The 17,578-nt window shown below is 29.9% G+C and carries 27 protein-coding genes; 1 reads left to right on the top strand and 26 read right to left on the bottom strand.

Features of this window, described 5'->3' with window-relative positions:
* Nucleotides 1–59: 59 nt before the first annotated feature.
* Nucleotides 60–200 (top strand): hypothetical protein, encoded by a 141-nt coding sequence (locus HM992_RS17700; protein ID WP_179320760.1) that lies wholly within the window; start codon nucleotides 60–62, stop codon nucleotides 198–200.
* Nucleotides 201–358: 158 nt separating this feature from the next.
* Here the strand turns inward: HM992_RS17700 and HM992_RS17695 are convergent, their stop codons facing one another.
* From HM992_RS17695 to HM992_RS17570, 26 genes are all read right to left on the bottom strand, one after another.
* Complete coding sequence (locus HM992_RS17695) at nucleotides 359–1,048, bottom strand: DUF6896 domain-containing protein (RefSeq protein ID WP_179320758.1); 690 nt, start codon at nucleotides 1,046–1,048, stop codon at nucleotides 359–361.
* Nucleotides 1,049–1,201: 153 nt separating this feature from the next.
* Nucleotides 1,202–1,606, bottom strand: coding sequence for a hypothetical protein (locus tag HM992_RS17690; RefSeq protein ID WP_179320756.1), 405 nt, complete (start codon nucleotides 1,604–1,606; stop codon nucleotides 1,202–1,204).
* Nucleotides 1,603–1,932: a TfoX/Sxy family protein gene (locus HM992_RS17685; RefSeq protein WP_178983650.1), complete on the bottom strand. Its 330-nt coding sequence runs from the start codon at nucleotides 1,930–1,932 to the stop codon at nucleotides 1,603–1,605. Before HM992_RS17685 ends, HM992_RS17690 begins: the two co-directional genes overlap by 4 nt.
* A gap of 7 nt (nucleotides 1,933–1,939) precedes the next feature.
* The gene (locus tag HM992_RS17680) at nucleotides 1,940–2,923 is read right to left on the bottom strand and encodes an alpha/beta fold hydrolase (protein WP_179320754.1); all 984 of its coding nucleotides are present in this window, start codon (nucleotides 2,921–2,923) and stop codon (nucleotides 1,940–1,942) included.
* A gap of 56 nt (nucleotides 2,924–2,979) precedes the next feature.
* Nucleotides 2,980–3,543 (bottom strand): TetR/AcrR family transcriptional regulator, encoded by a 564-nt coding sequence (locus HM992_RS17675; protein WP_179320752.1) that lies wholly within the window; start codon nucleotides 3,541–3,543, stop codon nucleotides 2,980–2,982.
* A 270-nt stretch (nucleotides 3,544–3,813) separates the two neighbouring features.
* Nucleotides 3,814–4,341 (bottom strand): hypothetical protein, encoded by a 528-nt coding sequence (locus HM992_RS17670; RefSeq protein ID WP_179320750.1) that lies wholly within the window; start codon nucleotides 4,339–4,341, stop codon nucleotides 3,814–3,816.
* Between the two features lie 215 nt (nucleotides 4,342–4,556).
* Nucleotides 4,557–5,219, bottom strand: a complete 663-nt coding sequence (locus HM992_RS17665; RefSeq protein ID WP_179320748.1) for a hypothetical protein — start codon at nucleotides 5,217–5,219, stop codon at nucleotides 4,557–4,559.
* A 156-nt stretch (nucleotides 5,220–5,375) separates the two neighbouring features.
* Nucleotides 5,376–6,071: a hypothetical protein gene (locus HM992_RS17660; protein WP_179320746.1), complete on the bottom strand. Its 696-nt coding sequence runs from the start codon at nucleotides 6,069–6,071 to the stop codon at nucleotides 5,376–5,378.
* A 248-nt stretch (nucleotides 6,072–6,319) separates the two neighbouring features.
* Complete coding sequence (locus HM992_RS17655; RefSeq protein WP_229720526.1) at nucleotides 6,320–6,904, bottom strand: hypothetical protein; 585 nt, start codon at nucleotides 6,902–6,904, stop codon at nucleotides 6,320–6,322.
* Between the two features lie 241 nt (nucleotides 6,905–7,145).
* A complete protein-coding gene (locus tag HM992_RS17650; RefSeq protein WP_179320742.1) occupies nucleotides 7,146–7,523 on the bottom strand; it encodes a hypothetical protein in 378 nt (125 codons plus the stop codon).
* Nucleotides 7,524–7,668: 145 nt separating this feature from the next.
* Nucleotides 7,669–8,307 carry a hypothetical protein gene (locus tag HM992_RS17645; protein WP_179320739.1) on the bottom strand — a complete coding sequence of 213 codons (639 nt, stop codon included), beginning with the start codon at nucleotides 8,305–8,307 and terminating at the stop codon, nucleotides 7,669–7,671.
* A gap of 132 nt (nucleotides 8,308–8,439) precedes the next feature.
* Nucleotides 8,440–8,865, bottom strand: a complete 426-nt coding sequence (locus tag HM992_RS17640; protein WP_179320737.1) for a hypothetical protein — start codon at nucleotides 8,863–8,865, stop codon at nucleotides 8,440–8,442.
* A gap of 269 nt (nucleotides 8,866–9,134) precedes the next feature.
* Nucleotides 9,135–9,881, bottom strand: a complete 747-nt coding sequence (locus tag HM992_RS17635) for a hypothetical protein (RefSeq protein WP_179320735.1) — start codon at nucleotides 9,879–9,881, stop codon at nucleotides 9,135–9,137.
* 159 nt (nucleotides 9,882–10,040) lie between these two features.
* Nucleotides 10,041–10,343, bottom strand: a complete 303-nt coding sequence (locus HM992_RS17630; RefSeq protein WP_179320733.1) for a type II toxin-antitoxin system RelE/ParE family toxin — start codon at nucleotides 10,341–10,343, stop codon at nucleotides 10,041–10,043.
* The gene (locus tag HM992_RS17625; RefSeq protein WP_132215541.1) at nucleotides 10,327–10,560 is read right to left on the bottom strand and encodes a hypothetical protein; all 234 of its coding nucleotides are present in this window, start codon (nucleotides 10,558–10,560) and stop codon (nucleotides 10,327–10,329) included. The genes HM992_RS17630 and HM992_RS17625 overlap by 17 nt, the downstream gene beginning before the upstream one ends.
* A 219-nt stretch (nucleotides 10,561–10,779) precedes the next feature.
* Nucleotides 10,780–11,124, bottom strand: coding sequence for a hypothetical protein (locus HM992_RS17620; RefSeq protein ID WP_179320731.1), 345 nt, complete (start codon nucleotides 11,122–11,124; stop codon nucleotides 10,780–10,782).
* A gap of 35 nt (nucleotides 11,125–11,159) precedes the next feature.
* Nucleotides 11,160–11,342, bottom strand: coding sequence for a hypothetical protein (locus tag HM992_RS17615; protein ID WP_179320729.1), 183 nt, complete (start codon nucleotides 11,340–11,342; stop codon nucleotides 11,160–11,162).
* A 203-nt stretch (nucleotides 11,343–11,545) separates the two neighbouring features.
* Nucleotides 11,546–11,827 (bottom strand): hypothetical protein, encoded by a 282-nt coding sequence (locus HM992_RS17610; RefSeq protein WP_179320727.1) that lies wholly within the window; start codon nucleotides 11,825–11,827, stop codon nucleotides 11,546–11,548.
* A 1-nt stretch (nucleotide 11,828) separates the two neighbouring features.
* Nucleotides 11,829–12,215, bottom strand: coding sequence for a hypothetical protein (locus tag HM992_RS17605; RefSeq protein ID WP_179320726.1), 387 nt, complete (start codon nucleotides 12,213–12,215; stop codon nucleotides 11,829–11,831).
* A 144-nt stretch (nucleotides 12,216–12,359) separates the two neighbouring features.
* Complete coding sequence (locus tag HM992_RS17600) at nucleotides 12,360–12,926, bottom strand: hypothetical protein (protein WP_179320724.1); 567 nt, start codon at nucleotides 12,924–12,926, stop codon at nucleotides 12,360–12,362.
* A 162-nt stretch (nucleotides 12,927–13,088) separates the two neighbouring features.
* Nucleotides 13,089–13,538 (bottom strand): hypothetical protein, encoded by a 450-nt coding sequence (locus HM992_RS17595; protein ID WP_179320722.1) that lies wholly within the window; start codon nucleotides 13,536–13,538, stop codon nucleotides 13,089–13,091.
* A gap of 236 nt (nucleotides 13,539–13,774) precedes the next feature.
* On the bottom strand, nucleotides 13,775–14,320 hold the full coding sequence (locus HM992_RS17590; protein ID WP_179320720.1) for a hypothetical protein: 546 nt from the start codon (nucleotides 14,318–14,320) through the stop codon (nucleotides 13,775–13,777).
* Between the two features lie 153 nt (nucleotides 14,321–14,473).
* Entirely contained in the window at nucleotides 14,474–14,929 is a 456-nt protein-coding gene (locus HM992_RS17585) for a hypothetical protein (protein WP_179320719.1), read from the bottom strand.
* 221 nt (nucleotides 14,930–15,150) lie between these two features.
* A complete protein-coding gene (locus tag HM992_RS17580; RefSeq protein ID WP_229720525.1) occupies nucleotides 15,151–15,993 on the bottom strand; it encodes a toxin-antitoxin system YwqK family antitoxin in 843 nt (280 codons plus the stop codon).
* Nucleotides 15,994–16,148: 155 nt separating this feature from the next.
* Nucleotides 16,149–16,679, bottom strand: a complete 531-nt coding sequence (locus tag HM992_RS17575; protein ID WP_179320715.1) for a hypothetical protein — start codon at nucleotides 16,677–16,679, stop codon at nucleotides 16,149–16,151.
* A gap of 149 nt (nucleotides 16,680–16,828) precedes the next feature.
* Nucleotides 16,829–17,353, bottom strand: coding sequence for a hypothetical protein (locus tag HM992_RS17570; RefSeq protein WP_179320713.1), 525 nt, complete (start codon nucleotides 17,351–17,353; stop codon nucleotides 16,829–16,831).
* Nucleotides 17,354–17,578 lie beyond the last annotated feature (225 nt).

The following is a 17,578-nucleotide window of genomic DNA, read 5'->3' as shown; positions in this document are numbered from 1 at the left end:
TTTGTTAATTATCTCATTTATAGGTTTTTAGTTTGTTTTTTTGCTGGTTGTGACCAAAAATGACAACCATAGCAACCGAAAAGCAACCGAAAAGCAACCGAAAAGCAACCGAAAAGCAACCGAAAAGCAACCGAAAAGCAACCGAAAAAGGGGTGTTTAGCAACCAAGAGAATAGCTTGATTAATTATTTTAGATACTGATTTAATTTTAACTTGTAGCCATGTTTCAGGACGGGTCAAGCTTGTTGCCAACGTGATTGTGTATGGTTAGTTGCGTGGTTAAGCAACTAAGTTAGTAAACATTTACGAACCCGTGAATATTCCGCAGGAATATTCGCAAGTAGAGAAGAACAAAGCAATTAATTATACACGGTGTTGGCAATTGGCTTTTTGTTCCGGTTTAATATTAATTCATTATTTATTCCATCTGGTAATTCTATTAGATAATCAGAACTCCATAATGTCTCGATTACTTTGCGCATATTTTCAGTCTTATTGTTTAAAATTTGACTTGCTTTTTTCAGAGATTCCGTTGTTTGAATAAATTTCATTAAATAATAAGTATCTAATTCTCCAAATTCAATTCCGTTGTTAATTTGAACATCTAAAAATTGTTCGGTATTTGTATTTGTAAATGAGCAACCTTTTCCGTGAAAATGATATTTCCATTCATTATTTATTTCTCCTCTTTGATTTTCGCTTCTTTTGGTTTTTAATTCGTAAATCTCATTAGAGTTATTCAGATTAATATCGAACGTTTCAGCCATTTCATTCATTAGAGAATGAGCTGTTTTATCAAACAATTCAATACAATTATGAAATTCAAGTATATTTTCCAAAACTACTTTTGTTGATATACTTGGAACAATATTCAGTTTATTCAGCCATTCAATTCGAGTCACGACATAATTAGGCAATTCTTTTTGTAATTCTAATACATAACTTCTAGTTAATTTCTCATCAGTCACAACAAACAATAAAGTCTCGTTTTCATTTAAAAGTTCTCGGACTTTTCCAATTTCAAGAGTTTTTTTGATGTTTATCGTCATTTTTTTCAGCTTGTTGCCAACGTGTTTGTATATGATTAGTGGCGTGGTTTAGCACGTAATTTAGCAAATAAAAACCGAATAGAAAATCTGCAAAGATTTTCGTAAGCAAGCTAAAACTAGCCATTAATTATATACGTTGTTGTACCCAGTTAATTATAAATTATTTGTTTTTCCTACTATTAATTTTGAAAATGGAATTTCAGTAACTTTTACCGTTCCTATCGTAAAGATTATAGCTAGCATTAAATCCATTCCTGTTATGGTTAATGTCATTTGCGAAACTCCATCACCCAAAGCTGCATAGGCTACAATAAACACGTTAATTAAGCGAACTAAACCATTCCAAACAATTAGCGAAGCTCTTGTGTTTAGTTTTTTAGTAGCCCAAATTATTGCTGCTCCTGCGAACATTATAAATAAGCCAACTACTGCACTGTGAATTAAATCTTCACCTGTTTTTGTTGAAACTGCTTGATACACAGTTCCAAGTCCAATTGGAAAATTTAAAATACCAGCTATTAATACTATTTTGTTAAATATGTTTGTTGATTTTTTCATTTTGATTTATTTTTTTGAATATTTAATGATTCTTCTGCCCAAAGGACAAATTGATTAGCATCTTCTAAAACTTCAATAGGAACTTCATAAAATGACAGAACTTTACTTTCATTTTTGAATAACTTTAAAGGTTGAGAATCAGCTTCTAAATAATTAGAAATATTACTTTTATCTACTTTAAAAAAAATGACTTCTTTGGCTATAATTCCAAACATTAAATCGTCTGCATACAAACCAACACAACCAAACATTCTTTTGATTCGTACTCTTCTCCAACTTTGTAATTGGTCAAAAATAAAATCTTTAAAATCTGTTGAAGGTTCCATTTTTTTGTTATAAATTCTTAAGCAGTCGTCTTAGTGAAAACACATAACTCTCTGGACTATCTTCTTGTGTAAAATGGCCAGCATCAGGCAACAATTGTACAGGTGCTTTCGGGAAATACGAACGCCATTTATCTTGAATATCTTGCGAAGCGAGGGCATCATCTTTTAATCCAAAAATAAGCTCTACTGGCTTCTCCTGTAGCGTAGATAATTTGCTTTCTAATTCTCCTAGCCAATCCGATGCCAATGTAATCTGTTGTGGAAAAACTGCTGTACCTTTTCTAGATTCCTTTGTTGGGAATGGCATTTCATAGGCATCCATAATTGCTTTGTTACTGCTAGATTCCTTTTTGATAGAACCTCGCATAATCCCTGTTACAAAAAAGTTTTCTTCCATAACTTTGGATTCCATTTCAGAAGATCTCATCATCATTGACAATTCAAACACTTTCCCTTCTGGTTTCCAAGCCCAAGTATTACTAATAACAACTCCTAAAACTTTATCTGGATGACTTGTAGCTACTGATAAACCCGTTGGTCCACCCCAATCTTGAACCACAATTATGAATTTCTCTAATTTTAAATGTTCAAAAAGTAATGCACTAATCCATTCAACGTGTTCTTGTGGTGTAAAACCATAATCCTTTGGCGTGTCAGAAAAACCAAATCCTGGTAAATCATAAGCTATAACTCTTGCTTCGCCTGAAAGTTCTTTAATGATGTTTCTATTTAAGAATGACCAATCAGGATTTCCATGTGTTAATACAATCGGGATTCCTTCGCCTTCATCAATATAATGCATTGATATTTCGTCTTTAGTGAACCAATTACTTTTAAAAGGATATTCCTTTTTATCTACTATAAATGGTCTTTGTTTTTGATTTGTTTCATCTTTATTATAGATTTCTTGAGCTTGAGAAGTATTAGCCATACTTAGTGCGAGTATTAAGGTTAGTACTATTGTTTTTCTGAATGTGTTTTTTGTTTTCATTTGTATTTTGTTAAATTTATTTCTAATCATTTGATTAGTTTTATGGTAAAAAAATATTATAAGTGCTGAAATGTGGTTTCTATATAGTCGTTAATGGTAATTTCATTTTGAATTTTTGTTGCTAAAGCCAAACCACTTAATGCTAGAACAAGATAATTTATGTGTCTTTCTATAGTTTGGTTGTCCTTTGTGCTATTTAACTCCAGATTGTGTTTAAACAAGGTTCTTAATTGCTCCTCATAATTTGAAATAATGACACCTACTTTTTTATCTACATCTAAACCAAATTCTGACATAGTATTAACCATTAAACATCCTTTTTTTGAGTTGTTTTGGTCAGCAAATTCAGCAAACTGATAGAAGAAGTGTTTAATACTCTCAATGCCGTTTGAAGAGTTTTCAAATACATTGATTAACTTTTGCAACTTGCTTCTATACAATTTTAAGCTTTCTAGAAAAAGCTTTTGTTTATTTCCAAAACTAGCGTTTATAGAAAATTGATTGATACCCATTTCTTTAGATAGCATCCTTAATGATGTATTTCTATAGCCGTTTTTCCAGAACAGACCCATTGCCTTTTCTATTACTTCAGCTTCCTTATATTTCTTTTCTCTAGGCATAAAACTAAATTACTTTGCAAAACTAATCAAACGATTAGAAACAAAAAAATATTTTAACTTATATTTTTGAATTTCAAAGTATTTAGCTCAATTTGAGTAGGGAATTTGTGGTTTGGGTTAATTGGGTACAACGTTGTTGTGTATGGTTAGTTGCGTGTTTAAGCAACTAATTTAGTAAACAAAAACTTGCCAGAGAAAATTCCGAAGGAATTTTCCAAATAAGCACTTGCCAAAGCAATTAATTATACACGGTGTTGGCAACTGGCTTTTTTATTCACGATTAAATACTTGATTATAATATTCGTTCAATAATCCTTTTCCGTTATATTTTGTTTTTAAAATCAGTTTTGATTCAGCACAAGCCTTTTTATATAAACTTTGCTCTTTTTCATTCAGACTTTTTGAGCCTAAATAAACCATTTTGTAAATCGGATTAGATTGTTCCAATTCAAACGCTTTTTTCAGCATTTCTTTCCCTTTAATTTCCAATTCCTCGTAATCTCCAAACTCGTAAGGAAAAATTGAAATTGTATATCCAGCAATAAAATTGAATTCAGCCAATTCCGAGTATTTATTCAGTCCATTTTTTAATTCAGATTCCAATTCAGTTCGTAAATCAATATCTTTCTTAAATTGTCCATTAACATCTTCAAGCATAGACCACAAAAAGAAGAAATAATATTTCCACGTTTCAAATTCCGGATTATTTTCCGAAATCAGTTTTTGATATTCAGAATATGCCTCGTTATATTTTTCGGCAGTTTCTAATTCAAATATTTGTTCCAGATTTTGATTCATTCGGGATTTTTTTCAGCTTGTTGCCAACGTGTTTATATATGGTTTGTTGCGTGTTTTAAGCAACTAATTTAGTAAATAATTACCGACAAAGAAAATCCGCGAGGATTTTCGCAAGTAGGTTAGAAGCCAGCAATAAATTATATATGGTGTTGGCATTAGTTTTTTATTTTTTTCTTCAGAATTTCAATTTCTGATTCTGAATTTATTTCTTTTTTTTAATGCTCATTTAACCAAAATTCAGCGGTTTTAAATTCAGATTTTTCTCTATTTAAAAAAGCTAAAATATATTCAAATGATATTATTCTTGTTCCAATTTCAAAAGGCGGATTTTCTGCATCTTTTTTTAAAGAATAAATATTTTTTTCAATTGTTTCATTTTCTTTAAACCAATTCTCAATTTTGATTAAGTTTCTATTCAACACTTTTTCCAAACTTTCTCTAAACTTTTTCTCGTTTATTGTACTAACCTTATCAGGATTTATGTGTCTTTGAGTTTCAATACTTTTCTGCCAACTTTCAGTTTTTTTTAAATAAATAATTTTCGTTGACTTTTCAGTTCTATGATTTATTAATTTTTTTCCAGAAAATGTTGGAACAAAATCGAAACAATTTCCAAATGTAAATGCACCAGAAAATCCTTTCAAAACATTGTATTCAACTACGTGCTTAATTCCTTCTTTGTTAAAATCACTAAACCATAAATATTTTCCATTCCAGTTTTTTAAACCAATTTTTTCAAATTTAGGATTTGCAATATCTCTTAAAATTTCAATTCGCTTTTCAAGTAAAACTTCATCTAAATTTTGAACGTCTTCATAGAATTCATTTAGAAAAACTTTTCTTTCAAATATGTCTCTGATTTTTCTTAAAAAGTTCATTCGCTCAAATTAATGCCAACTTTGTTGTGTATGGTTAGTTGCGTGTTTAAGCAACTAATTTAGTAAACAAAAACGAACGCGAGAAAATTCCGAAGGAATTTTCCAAATAAGCACTTGCCAAAGCAATTAATTATACACGTTGTTAGCATACGTTTTTTATTTCAGAGATATTATTTTCCAATCTTCTTCTAATTCTTTTACCAAGACTACATTCTTCTCAATGTATTTTTTATTTCCTTTTACTATTAATGTCAAATTTGCATTACCAGTTGTTCCATATTTGTCTTTATGAGTTCCCATACTCCCAGAAGGCAGATAAGAGAAAGAAGTAATTTCTCCAACTTCGGCTATTAATTCAGAATCAGTTTTTAAAAGCTCAGTAGCTGAACTATATGCTCTGGAATTTGGGATAATTATCGCGATTAAACCTTTTATAAAAATGGTTAAACATAAAATTCCGAATACTATATAGAAAACAATTCGGTGCATTTTATTTTCTCGTCTGGCATTTATGTCATCAAGTATGAATTTCGCAATTGCAAATAGTAATAATCCAAATCCGATGGATTTACTTTCCCAAAAGAAGTAGATGTTTAACGCTCTGGCTAAATATCCATAAAGAATAAGAGCTAACGCTATTAAAGTCAAGATTTTTAATGGTGTTCCAATATTCTTTATCAGCTGAGTGTAATGTTCAGACAGGCTTATTTTTTCGGTATTTTCATTTCTTAGGGATTGTCCATTTTTAATTATTAGTTTACGACCTTTTGTTAACCATAATATTGGTCCAATAAAAGCAATCATTGAAATCAAAATCCATTGAATTTTCGATTCTTTAAAATCATTACTCAAAATTTGAATAATAGCGACGAAAGATGTAATTAGTGAACCTAATCCAATTATAAAGATTAATAGAAAAAGAAGTATTTGCATTTGTCAGATTATGAGTGGTTTAAATGTATGCTAACGTGATTGTGTATGGTTAGTTGCGTGGTTAAGCAACTAAGTTAATAAACATTTACGGACCTGAGAATATTCCGCAGGAATATTCTCAAGTAGGCAAGAACAAAGCAATTAATTATACACGGTGTTGTGCATAGTTATTTTTTTGATTTGTATATCGCTCCATAGTAAACAATTCCTTTCGGACTTGTCGACCTGTAAACGTATCCGTCGTTATCTAAAAGTTTTAGAATTTCAACCTCTATTTTTTCTCCAATTAAATTTTTTAGGTTGTCATCAGACATTCTTTTGTAAGTCAAAGTATATGTAGAATTCGATGTCCAGTTAATACTATAAATCTGTCTACTTTTATAGCTTTTTTCTTTTTGTATTTTTTTTCTCCGCTTAATTTTTGTGTCTTGATGATTTATATGATGATAGCTATAATTCCCAAATCTAAATTTTGAGCATTCTTCTATTTCATTTTCATTTAATTTCAAGTTTTCAAATTCAGGATTCATAAATGAAAAGGTTAGATTTCCGCATCTCCCAATTAAAGGACCATCTTTAGGATAGTCAAAACTCTTAATGTAATCTACAAGTTGGTCAATATTAGCTTGATTTTTATGGGTTGTTTTTTTCGCAATCAATTCAACATTGTTTATTCCATTTATACTATCAGCACAAATTTCGAGTGTCACGTAATCTACAATTTCAACTCCTTCAATAAAGTATCTAGTCATTATTTGAGAGTGTAGATTGATAGATACTATTATAAATCCAAACAGTAATATTTTTTTCAATTCGCGTTTTTTTTTAATTATGCACGACGTGTTTGTGTATGGTTAGTTGCGTGTTTAAGCAACTAATTTAGTAAACAAAAACGAACGCGAGAAAATTCCGAAGGAATTTTCCAAATAAGCAACGACCAAAGCAATTAATTATACACGGTGTTGCCCACAGTATTTTCTCCGTTAGTATTTTTTATTCAGTTTTAATAAATTCAAGTTCGTCATCAATCGCATCACTTTTTGCTTGAACCTTAATTTTATTACCATCAATCTCCAAAATATTCACAAATATTTGCTTTCCAATTACATCGCTTACATCTCGATTAATATTCAGTATTTTTTTATAAGTCAAAATATATTCGCAATCTGATTTCCATTCTACAGAAGTATGGATTTCAACTCCAGTTTTTAAATTCCGTTCTATTTGTAACGTATCGTTTCTGATAATTTCGAATGGCAGTTTTTCGTCAACATAATTAAATTTTCCAGTTTTAAATTCCGCACAGTTTTTTTCTTGGGCACAACCGCTTAAAGTCAGAAGCAAAATTATTGATTTGAGTAGTTTTTTCATATTGTGGGCAACGTTGTTGTATATGGTTTGTTGCGTGGTTTAAGCACCTAATTTAGTAAATAAGAACCGAATAGAAAATCTGCGAGGATTTTCGTAAGTAGGCTAGAACTAGCAATAAATTATATACGGTGTTGTACAACGTTTTTTATTTCATTATTTGTCCGATTAATTCTGTGTTGATTTTTTCGGTGTTTAATTTTATATATCTCAAGGACTTTACTTTTGAGTCTTCAAGTTCGATTATCAGAACTTTATTTTTATTTGAGTAAGCAATTCCACTGTCGAAAGTCAGATAATCATTTCCAAATTCCGATTCCAAGTCTGTTTTTGAAAGTCCGATAAAATTAGCTTTTCCCAAATCGGAATCATTACTTTTAATCTTTAATTCAATCAGTATTTCAGTTTTGTCTTCATAGTTGTGTTGGTTTTTTCCATATTTAAAGACAACTATTTCATTAATTTCTAATTGTCTATTTACTGTAGAAATGAAGTTGTAACTATAAAAAATAGAATCATTAATTTTTGGGTGAAAGTAATATTCCAAACCATTTGTCACGGTTGTGGTGACATCTCTTTTCGTTTTATTTTTAAATTCTTGTAGGTCAATCGGGTTTTCAAGAAAAGAGGTCAGATTCAGGTTTTTCTCATATTTTTCTCTTTCATCTTTATCAGGTTCTGGAACTAATTCAAACCTTTCAGAATTCGTTGAATTTGATTTGTTTTCATTCTCGTTTTTACAACTCAAACAAACTAAAAATAATATGATTAAACTTCCTAATTTCATTTTTTGGTAAATGTTGTACAACGTGTTTGTGTATGGTTAGTTGCGTGATTTAGCAACTAAATTAGTAAACTTTCACGAACCTGTGAATATTCCGCAGGAATATTCGCAAGTAGAGAAGAATACAGCAATTAATTATACACGTTGTTGTGTGTAGTTTTTTTTCTTTTTTATTAATTCACTTATTTTTCCGAATGTAAAAACAAAGAATGCAATAATTCCAGAAAAAATTAGCCCAGTTATAAATGAAAAATTTCTTCCAGTATCACTTATCAGATTTCTCATTGCTTCTTGCTGTTCAGACGTGATTTCGTTTCCGCTAAAAAATCCGTCTTGATTTAAGTCAAACCTATTTGAATTCCATTGAGCATAAATATCATCATAAGTTGCTCCTCCAACAATAAATACGTAAAAAGCGAAGAAAACTGTCAAACTTATCCAAAACCATTTCCATTTTCCAATTCGAAATATTCGTTTTCTTTTAATGAAGAATATTGTTAAAATCAGAATTGAAATTATAGTTGGAATTAATAAATGATATGGCAGAGTTATTTCGTTCATTAGATTTGTTAGAAATTAGTTTTTCAATTGTAATTACTAGATATTTTTATTCCGACTATTTGATAGTTTTTAATTTAACTGTATTTTCTATAATTATCTCTATTTTGTCTCGTTGGTAAATTACACACAACGTGATTGTGTATGGTTAGTTGCGTGGTTAAGCAACTAAGTTAGCAAACATTTACGAACCCGTGAATATTCCGCAGGAATATTCGCAAGTAGGCTAGAACAAAGCAATTAATTATACACGGTGTTGGCATTTCGTTTTTTTATTTTCGTAATAAATATCCTGTTTGTAATTTCAATTCCTCATTGTCTATTTTATTCAACTCAACAATTCGTGCTCTAATTTCTCGATTAAACCATTCTTGATTATATCCTTTAATTTTAAAACGAGGATATCTCATTTGTTGGATAGCTTGTAATTGACGATTTATGTCATTACTGAAAATGGCTTCTTTCAGTCCGTTAAGAGCTGTCCAATTCTTTTCATTTATTTTCCACCAATCCTTTACACGTTTTATAATAATATCAAGTTCTTTAAACTTTGTTCTTTCAAAATTTACATCGTGTTTTCCGTTTTCAATATACTTCGAATAGTCTTTTTTATGTAATTCTATTAATTCTTTTTCGGTAATTACATTCTCGGTAAAACCAAAGTTTTGTGAAGTCAAATTTTCTAAAGCCCAACCTGCTCGAATTGAAATCCAATCCAAATCGTAATTTATAAACCAACCGTGTCCAAAAAATTCAGTTACACCTGGATAAATTAAGTCAGCTGTATTTTCTAATTTTCTAAATTCTTTTGGATTGTCCAATAATTTTATCAAATACGGAATTGATGGCTTTCCGATATTCAGCAAACTGTCTTTTGCTTTATAAACTTTTCTCCAATCAGCAGAGACAAAATCAGAAAGCAGATTTTCTAATTCAGGTTCTGTTTTTTCGCTTGTTTTGCTTTGACCTTTACAATTGAAAGTCGAAAATATTAATAAAATCAGAAATATGTTTTTCATCGTTCGGTTTAAATGAATGCCAACGTGTTTGTGTATGGTTAGTTGCGTGGTTTGGTAGCTAATTTAATAAACATTTACGAACCCGAGAAAATTCCGCAGGAATTTTCGCAAGTAAGCACTTAAAAAGCAATTAATTATACACGGTGTTATGCAACGGTTTTATAACATTTTCTTATTCGGATTCTTTCTGTTTGAAAACAAAGAAACAATCTCAATTGAATTTTTATTAATTCGGTAATATAGATTATTGTGTTTTTCAACTACAGCTTTGCGAATATTTATTTTATCCAATGAAACTGGGAAAATTTCGGGTGATTTTGAAATCAGTTCTATTGTATGGTCTAATTTTGCAGAGAATGTTCTTAATTCTCTTTCTGTCCATTTATTCTCAAGATATTCAATACTTTCTTTAAGTTCAGATATTGCGTGGTCAGTCCACAGGATTTTATAACCACTTTTCATAGATTCCTTTCACGTTTGAGTGAGAAGTCAATTTTCCGTTATCAGCATCTTGAATTCCTTTTTCGATAGACTCTTTTTCGCTTGCAGAAATTTCATTCCACCAATCGTTCTTCTCTTTCTCTCTTAATTTCATTAGTTTGTCAATCAGAGATGTGTCATTCAAAGTTGATAACCATTGAATTAATTCTATTTTTTTATTTTCTAAACTTAAATCCATAATATCAAATTTACAAATTTAATCTAAACATTCAATTTTTGAACGTGATTTTAACTGTTGCATAACGGTTTTGTGTATGGTTAGTTGCGTGGTTAAGCGACTAATTTAGCAAACTTTTACGAACCCGTGAATATTCCGCAGGAATATTCGCAAGTAGGGAAGAACAAAGCAATTAATTATACACGGTGTTGTGCGTTCGTTTTTTTATTCAGTTTTTATTTAATTCAAATCAATTTCCAATAAATCAGAATCTTTAGGGTGAACTTTTATTTTAAATTTTTGTCCAACTTTCAATAATTCAGGTTTATAGGTTGTGCGCGACTTTATTATATTTTTTCCATTGTGTTTAAATTCAAATAGAAAAATATCTTGTGTTTGCGTTGTTCCTTTCGAAACATTAAGTTTTATTTCAGTTATCGTTCCTTCTGTCCATATAAAATCCGAATCAAGTTTTTCAAGCCTACTTTGTCGGTAAACAGAAAATATAATTCCGAATACTAAAATCAGAATTCCTCCAATTAAAGCACTTTTCTTTCCATCTGTCAAATTTTTATAAAAATCCATTTTTTCATTAAATTCCTGTGAATATTTATTCCAATTTATAAGTCAAATGCTCTTGGAACACTTTTATGTAAAACTTTGTCAAGACATTTAGAATGAGCATAAACTGCTTGAACCTCTTTAGTTTTCTTATCACATTCTATGGTGATTTCAACCGCTTTATTAAATGTTGAATCTTGACCACAAAAGCAACATAAAACCTCTAAATCTCCGTTTTCCATTTTTCCTATAAAAATTGTTTTATATCCTTAATTTTATTGTTTTGCAAGATTTTTCTTAAATGACGCACAACGGTTTTGTATAAGATTAGTTGCGTGGTTAAGCACCTAATTTAGCAAATAAAAACTGAATAGAAAATCCGCGAGGATTTTCGTAAGTAGGCTAGAACCAAGCAATTAATTTTATACGTTGTTGTAGCACGTTTTTATTCTTTCCTAATAATTTGGGTCATATTAATTAAGTCATCAGTCTTAATTTCTTTCCATCCAAAGTTCTTTCCAATTTCTATAAACTTATCTAAATCATCATTTTCGATAATAGAGTTTAGTTCTGCTTTAAGTTCAGAGAATTCTTCTTCTCCTTCGAAACTCTTATACATTTCAATTTGTTCTATGATTGCATCTTTGTTAAATTCTGAATTATTTGCACAAAACATTGCTATCCAATGATTAAAATATTCTTCGGGATATTTTTCAGATAATATCATATTAGTTAAGTTTTTCGTTTTCTAATTCCGCAAACTTTTGTTTGTCAGTTGGTAAAATGTCCACTAATTTAAATCGGTTTTTATCCAATAAATTGAAGTCAACCAGACTTAAATAAAGGTCAACGACATTTCGGTCAATCATTACTTTTCCGCCTCCAGCCCAATGTCGGTCAGTTCCGTTTTTTTTTATTCCAGAAACCCAATATTCGTCTCCACTTTCTATGTCGTAGTAATTTCCTGCGATTCCTTGTGCATTTGAGTTTTTAAGAGCCTTTCCATTAAAATACACAGTTCTACCAGATTTTGAAAATTCCGCCATTCCAATCCACGCTGGTCCAGTATCACCAAATCCGCTTTTTAATTCTATATATTTTAATTCAGGTTTCATCGTTTCTCAAATGTGCTACAACGTGATTGTGTATGGTTAGTTGCGTGGTTTAGCGACTAAGTTAGCAAACATTTACGAACCTGTGAATATTCCGCAGGAATATTCGCAAGTAGGCTAGAAGCAAGCAATTAATTATACACGGTGTTAGGCAACGTTTTTTATTTCAGTTATAATTAAATCAGGTTTAGAGAATTCATAAGTATCTTTTTTTCCAGTTTTAATGTTCTCAAATACTAATTCAGATTTTGTTTTTCCAAAATTTATGTTCACATCTATTATTTTAATTTTCGAACCAGTTAATCCGTTTTGATACATTTTTGCTCCAATTAAAAGTCCATTATTCAATTCAGCATTTTTATATTTAAGTATAAACATTGATATACTAGGTACAAATAAGAATAATAAATTTATAAAAATCAAATCCGCATTTAAATCAACTATTTTTAATACCAACAAAGTGTTTAAAATTATATAAATAACAGGTAAAGCAAATAGTTCAACTTTGTTTTTTTCTGTATTAAATTCATAATATTTTAGCTCTCCATCTTTTATCTTTTTATTTAAATTCAAGATGTAATTTTTCTTATAATAAATGTATGCTAAAATCAAAAGACAAGTCATAATTGCAGTCAAAATCAAGTTGATTTTAAATGTTAAGAAGTAAATTCCAATCGAAATAGCCCAAAGTATAAAGAATTCAGTTTTCGTCATTCGTCAAATGTTGCCTAACGTGTTTGTGTATGGTTAGTTGCGTGGTTTAGCGACTAAGTTAGCAAACTTTTACGAACCCGTGAATATTCCGCAGGAATATTCGCAAGTAGAGAAGAATCTAGCAATTAATTATACACGGTGTTGGCAAATCGTTTTTATTTTTCAATCGCTATTTTTCAACCAACTAATATATTTTTCTTTAAATGATTTTCCGTTATCTTTTTCAATCCAAGGTAAATAATACTCTATCAAGTTTGGATTGTTTTTGCAAAATTCCATTGTACAATTTTGAACTCCAGTCAAAAGAGCAAATGGCATTCCTTTAATTCTGTCAGCAATAATTATTGCTAATTCTCCTTTGGTTATATTCCGATTATGACATTCAGATTTTATTTTGGTCAGAGTAGAATCAGTAAAATATTCCGCAAGAATTGGTAATGACTTTTCTCCAAAAGCCATAATTTTTTCGGCTTGCTTTGTTTTTATAATTCCAATTGAATTTTCCGTTTTAGAGATTTCGTTTAAAAGCGAGTCAATTTCAGATTCGGTTTGTGAGAAACTCAAATTGAGATTCAGCAGAATTGTCAAAAGTATTAGTCCAATTTTTTTCATTCAGTTTAGATTGTTTTCAAATCTATTCTTTGTTTAGTAATTCCGGAACTCTAATTGAGTGAACGATGATTTTCAATTAGTTAACGATTCGCTTAAATGTTTGCCAACGTGATTGTGTATGGTTAGTTGCGTGGTTTGGCAACTAAGTTAGCAAACATTTACGAACCCGTGAATATTCCGCAGGAATATTCGCAAGTAGAGAAGAACACAGCAATTAATTATACACGGTGTTGTGCTTAGTTTTTTATCCGGTTAAATTTATGATTTTGGACATGTCTATTTCCACCTGCTACCATTAATATCATTGCTTCATTTACACTTCCAGTTACTAAAACTAAATTTCCGTTCAAATCGTTTCCAAGAATTGTTTTTGTTTCCATATTGACGTAATACACAGGAATAAAAGGATAAAGAGTTAGTTTTCTGTCAATAGTAAAAAAATTGCCTTTAATTCTGCCTTTTAAATCGAATTCGTCAATAACAGACTTTCCTGTTTTGTCTAATAATTGTATTTTTAAATTCTCACTATTTAGCATAGTCAGTTTTACATTATTATTAATATCCAAATTTATTGTGTCGGTTTTATCAGTATAACTTGATTTTAATTTAACCCATAAATTTTTTGGTATACTATCATTCAAACCATTACTGTAGATTCCATTTATACTTTGATTATTAAAACCAGACGTTTCAAAATCATTTTCACGTATCAGTCTTTTCGTCGTATAACAACTTGAAAATGAGAGAATAAATATAAGAAGTAGTATTTTGGTCGCTCGCAATTTCGTTTTTTTTAATTAAGCACAACGTTGATGTGTATGGTTAGTTGCGTGGTTGAGCAACTAAGTTAACAAAAACCCACGAACCTGAGAATATTCCGCAGGAATATTCCAGATGATCAGAAACGAAGCAATTAATTATACACGGTGTTGTGTTTAGTTTTTTACTCTATTTCCATTTAAGAATTCTACTTTTTCTTTTAAACCACCCGAACAATCATAAAATTTCCAGCTACCTTCCATTGTAAAATCAACTACAGGGTGCTCAAAATATGTACAATATCCTTCTGATTCTAAAGAACCATCAGTTCTATAGTTTTTTAAATAACACTTTCCTCCATTATTTTTAAGCTCAATTGAGTTAATCATTTCAAACCAAACTCGCCCAAATCGAATTTGTTGAATAATAGAATCATTTGGCTTTTTTGTGACTATTCCGTTACTTACTTCGAATTCTAATTCTTCGCTTGTAGGTTTGTATTCCTGCCATGTTACAGGACAGGGTACATCTAAAGTTTTTTTAACTTCAATACTCGTGTTTTCTTTTTTTTGAGAATTCCGACAGTTAATAAGCATAAGTCCAGTAACAAAAATTAATAAGCTTTTTTTCATTTTCCTTTGGTAATGAGTAGAATAATTTAGTAAGATTCCTGCTTTGTGTGTAAATTAAACACAACGGTTTTGTGTATGGTTAGTTGCGTGGTTAAGCAACTAAGTTAGCAAACTTTAACGAACCCGTGAAAATTCCGCAGGAATTTTCGCAAGTAGGCTAGAACTTAGCAATTAATTATACACGGTGTTGCCAGTAGTTTTTATTTGTTTTAATGTTCAGATTACCAAAATAAAAATCTACGATGTTTTTTAGTTCTTATTAAAGTTCCGTTTTTGTCGTAATATTTAAACTCTCCAATTTTCTTCCCTTTTTTATAATTTCCCTCTTCTTTTATAATGTGATTCGGATAGTATTCTTTCCAATACCCATTTTTTACATTTTTGTAACTCGATTGTCCACCAATGTTAATATAATATATTCCGCCTTTATGTTTCTCAACATAACAATTTTGGTGTTGCTCTTCTTTAGGTGCAAATAAGGGAACTCTGCAATTATTTTCAAAATCAATATCCATCCGATTTCTACTAGGATTTAATAGAATTACTCTTATTAGTCGATTTTCAATTTCGGTATGTTCAATTGGGTAATCATTGTCGGTAGTAAGTCTTGTAACTAAAAATGAAATATTGTCATTTTTGATAATCCAATATTTTTTTCTATTAGTTGAAGTAAGTTTTGAATTCGGATAACTTGTATAAATATCTTTAACAGTTGTTTTTCCTAACTCGATTTGTGTTATGTTATTAATTTTACCTTTAAATGGTAAATACAAACGCACTTGCTCAATTAATTCTCCATTGTCATAATTAGCTTGGAAAACTATTCCTGATTCTTTTATGTAAAGTGAATTCACTTTGCTGTATGTAGTTCCACATTCATCAGTATGAGGACATTTGTAAGTTATTGTGTCCGAAAGAATCTCAGAAGCATATTTTTCTTTTACATCCAAAAGAGTAGAGTACCCAAATTCAATTCCATTTATAGATTTTCCTGTTTCAATCATATTTTGCTGACTGAAACCAATTATAGGAAGAAAAAATATAATTATAAAACTGAATTTCATTGGTCTGGTTAAATTACTGGCAACGTGATTGTGTATGGTTAGTTGCGTGGTTAAGCGACTAAGTTAACAAATACTCACGACATAAAAAATCCGAAGGGATTTTCGTAAGTAAGCTCGAAAAAGCAATTAATTATACACGGTGTTGTAGCACGTTTTTATTTCATATTCTCAAGTAATTCTATCGGATTTTTTAAAAACTTTTTCCTATTAGATTTCTCAATTAATTTTGCTAATTCACGAATATTAGGATTACATAGATTTCCATTGTTTTTGTCCATTAAAAGACATTCGTATTGATTGCAAAGTTCCAACAGTGAATTTAAAAAATTAAAATCTGTATCTATTAAATCAATACTAAACTGAAAGTTTTCTATAAAATTTTCTTGTTTACTATATTTTAATTTGACATTGTGCACATTTTTATTATCAAAATTTATGTCTAAAGTAATTTTATCAAGTTCAATTTTTAATTCCTCAATATCAATGTAATATTCTTTCCACCATTTGGTTGAAATAGCATCTTCAAATTCTGGTTCATTATCCAATTCTTCGTCATAATTAGCCCAGTATATTTCCCATTCACCATAATTAATTTCAAGTTGTTTAGGAATTTTACCAAAATATCTTTCTTCAATTTTTTTTTGGGGAAGTACAGATACTGTAAATTTTTTATAAATGTCCTCCATAAGTTTTTTTTTCTTAAATGTGCTACAACGTTTATGTATAAGAATAGTTGCGGTTTTGTGTGCGAGGATTTTCCGCAGGAAAATCAGACGTAACAAAATTGCAACGACCTTTGGTTAAGCACTAATTTAGCAATTATTTTTATACGGTGTTACCACCAGTTTTTTATTTGATTCAACGTTCCGATTATCAGTCCGACAATTCCTCCGTAATATGAAAAATTATGGATTTTCGAAACTTTATTAAATTCCGCTTTATGTTCAATTTCAAATGGGAAATTATAATTTGTAATAATTTCCGATGGATTTAATTCCGCAATTCCATATCCAACAAATCCGAACAGAATTGTAATTCCGATTACGATTAGAATTGATTTCAGCGTTTTATTCAGTAAATTTTTTCCGTCGCTGTATTTCATTCCGACAATTCCGAGAATCAGTCCAGTTAAAAGACCAAACCACCAAGTTGAGAAAAATCCAACCCAAACGAGAGCAAAAGTCCAATTTCCACCAAATTCTCTTGAATAATCATCTAAAATTCCAAAATTGAAAAAAGTCAGTTTTGTGTAAAATTCAGGTGAAATTTTTGAAGTAATAAAATCGTGCGTAATTCCATAAATCACACTTAAGATTATTGAAATGACTATGATTAATATTAAAGTTCTGGTTTTTTTCAAATTGGTGGTAACGGTTTTGTGTATGGTTAGTTGCGTGGTTAAGCAACTAAGTTAATAAACATTTACGAACCTGAGAATATTCCGAAGGAATATTCCAGATAAGCAGAAACCAAGCAATTAAATATACACGGTGTTAACTACCGGCTTTTTTTCTATTTATACAGATTTCAGATTTTTAAATTTTCCAATAAATATAATTTAGGAATTCTAATTTTGGCAACGGTT

The organism is Winogradskyella helgolandensis (assembly GCF_013404085.1).
Taxonomy (GTDB): Bacteria; Bacteroidota; Bacteroidia; order Flavobacteriales; family Flavobacteriaceae; genus Winogradskyella; species Winogradskyella helgolandensis.
The sequence above is the reverse complement of the archived record's forward strand: the minus strand, read 5'-3'. Positions and strand labels throughout refer to the sequence as shown.

Bases quoted from the DNA above. Each gene is read 5' to 3' on its own strand.
- HM992_RS17700 (WP_179320760.1), top strand. From the start codon at position 60: ATGACAACCATAGCAACCGAAAAGCAACCGAAAAGCAACCGAAAAGCA.
- HM992_RS17695 (WP_179320758.1), bottom strand. From the start codon at position 1,048: ATGACGATAAACATCAAAAAAACTCTTGAAATTGGAAAAGTCCGAGAA.
- HM992_RS17690 (WP_179320756.1), bottom strand. From the start codon at position 1,606: ATGAAAAAATCAACAAACATATTTAACAAAATAGTATTAATAGCTGGT.
- HM992_RS17685 (WP_178983650.1), bottom strand. From the start codon at position 1,932: ATGGAACCTTCAACAGATTTTAAAGATTTTATTTTTGACCAATTACAA.
- HM992_RS17680 (WP_179320754.1), bottom strand. From the start codon at position 2,923: ATGAAAACAAAAAACACATTCAGAAAAACAATAGTACTAACCTTAATA.
- HM992_RS17675 (WP_179320752.1), bottom strand. From the start codon at position 3,543: ATGCCTAGAGAAAAGAAATATAAGGAAGCTGAAGTAATAGAAAAGGCA.
- HM992_RS17670 (WP_179320750.1), bottom strand. From the start codon at position 4,341: ATGAATCAAAATCTGGAACAAATATTTGAATTAGAAACTGCCGAAAAA.
- HM992_RS17665 (WP_179320748.1), bottom strand. From the start codon at position 5,219: ATGAACTTTTTAAGAAAAATCAGAGACATATTTGAAAGAAAAGTTTTT.
- HM992_RS17655 (WP_229720526.1), bottom strand. From the start codon at position 6,904: ATGACTAGATACTTTATTGAAGGAGTTGAAATTGTAGATTACGTGACA.
- HM992_RS17650 (WP_179320742.1), bottom strand. From the start codon at position 7,523: ATGAAAAAACTACTCAAATCAATAATTTTGCTTCTGACTTTAAGCGGT.
- HM992_RS17645 (WP_179320739.1), bottom strand. From the start codon at position 8,307: ATGAAATTAGGAAGTTTAATCATATTATTTTTAGTTTGTTTGAGTTGT.
- HM992_RS17640 (WP_179320737.1), bottom strand. From the start codon at position 8,865: ATGAACGAAATAACTCTGCCATATCATTTATTAATTCCAACTATAATT.
- HM992_RS17635 (WP_179320735.1), bottom strand. From the start codon at position 9,881: ATGAAAAACATATTTCTGATTTTATTAATATTTTCGACTTTCAATTGT.
- HM992_RS17630 (WP_179320733.1), bottom strand. From the start codon at position 10,343: ATGAAAAGTGGTTATAAAATCCTGTGGACTGACCACGCAATATCTGAA.
- HM992_RS17625 (WP_132215541.1), bottom strand. From the start codon at position 10,560: ATGGATTTAAGTTTAGAAAATAAAAAAATAGAATTAATTCAATGGTTA.
- HM992_RS17620 (WP_179320731.1), bottom strand. From the start codon at position 11,124: ATGGATTTTTATAAAAATTTGACAGATGGAAAGAAAAGTGCTTTAATT.
- HM992_RS17615 (WP_179320729.1), bottom strand. From the start codon at position 11,342: ATGGAAAACGGAGATTTAGAGGTTTTATGTTGCTTTTGTGGTCAAGAT.
- HM992_RS17610 (WP_179320727.1), bottom strand. From the start codon at position 11,827: ATGATATTATCTGAAAAATATCCCGAAGAATATTTTAATCATTGGATA.
- HM992_RS17605 (WP_179320726.1), bottom strand. From the start codon at position 12,215: ATGAAACCTGAATTAAAATATATAGAATTAAAAAGCGGATTTGGTGAT.
- HM992_RS17600 (WP_179320724.1), bottom strand. From the start codon at position 12,926: ATGACGAAAACTGAATTCTTTATACTTTGGGCTATTTCGATTGGAATT.
- HM992_RS17595 (WP_179320722.1), bottom strand. From the start codon at position 13,538: ATGAAAAAAATTGGACTAATACTTTTGACAATTCTGCTGAATCTCAAT.
- HM992_RS17585 (WP_179320719.1), bottom strand. From the start codon at position 14,929: ATGAAAAAAAGCTTATTAATTTTTGTTACTGGACTTATGCTTATTAAC.
- HM992_RS17580 (WP_229720525.1), bottom strand. From the start codon at position 15,993: ATGAAATTCAGTTTTATAATTATATTTTTTCTTCCTATAATTGGTTTC.
- HM992_RS17575 (WP_179320715.1), bottom strand. From the start codon at position 16,679: ATGGAGGACATTTATAAAAAATTTACAGTATCTGTACTTCCCCAAAAA.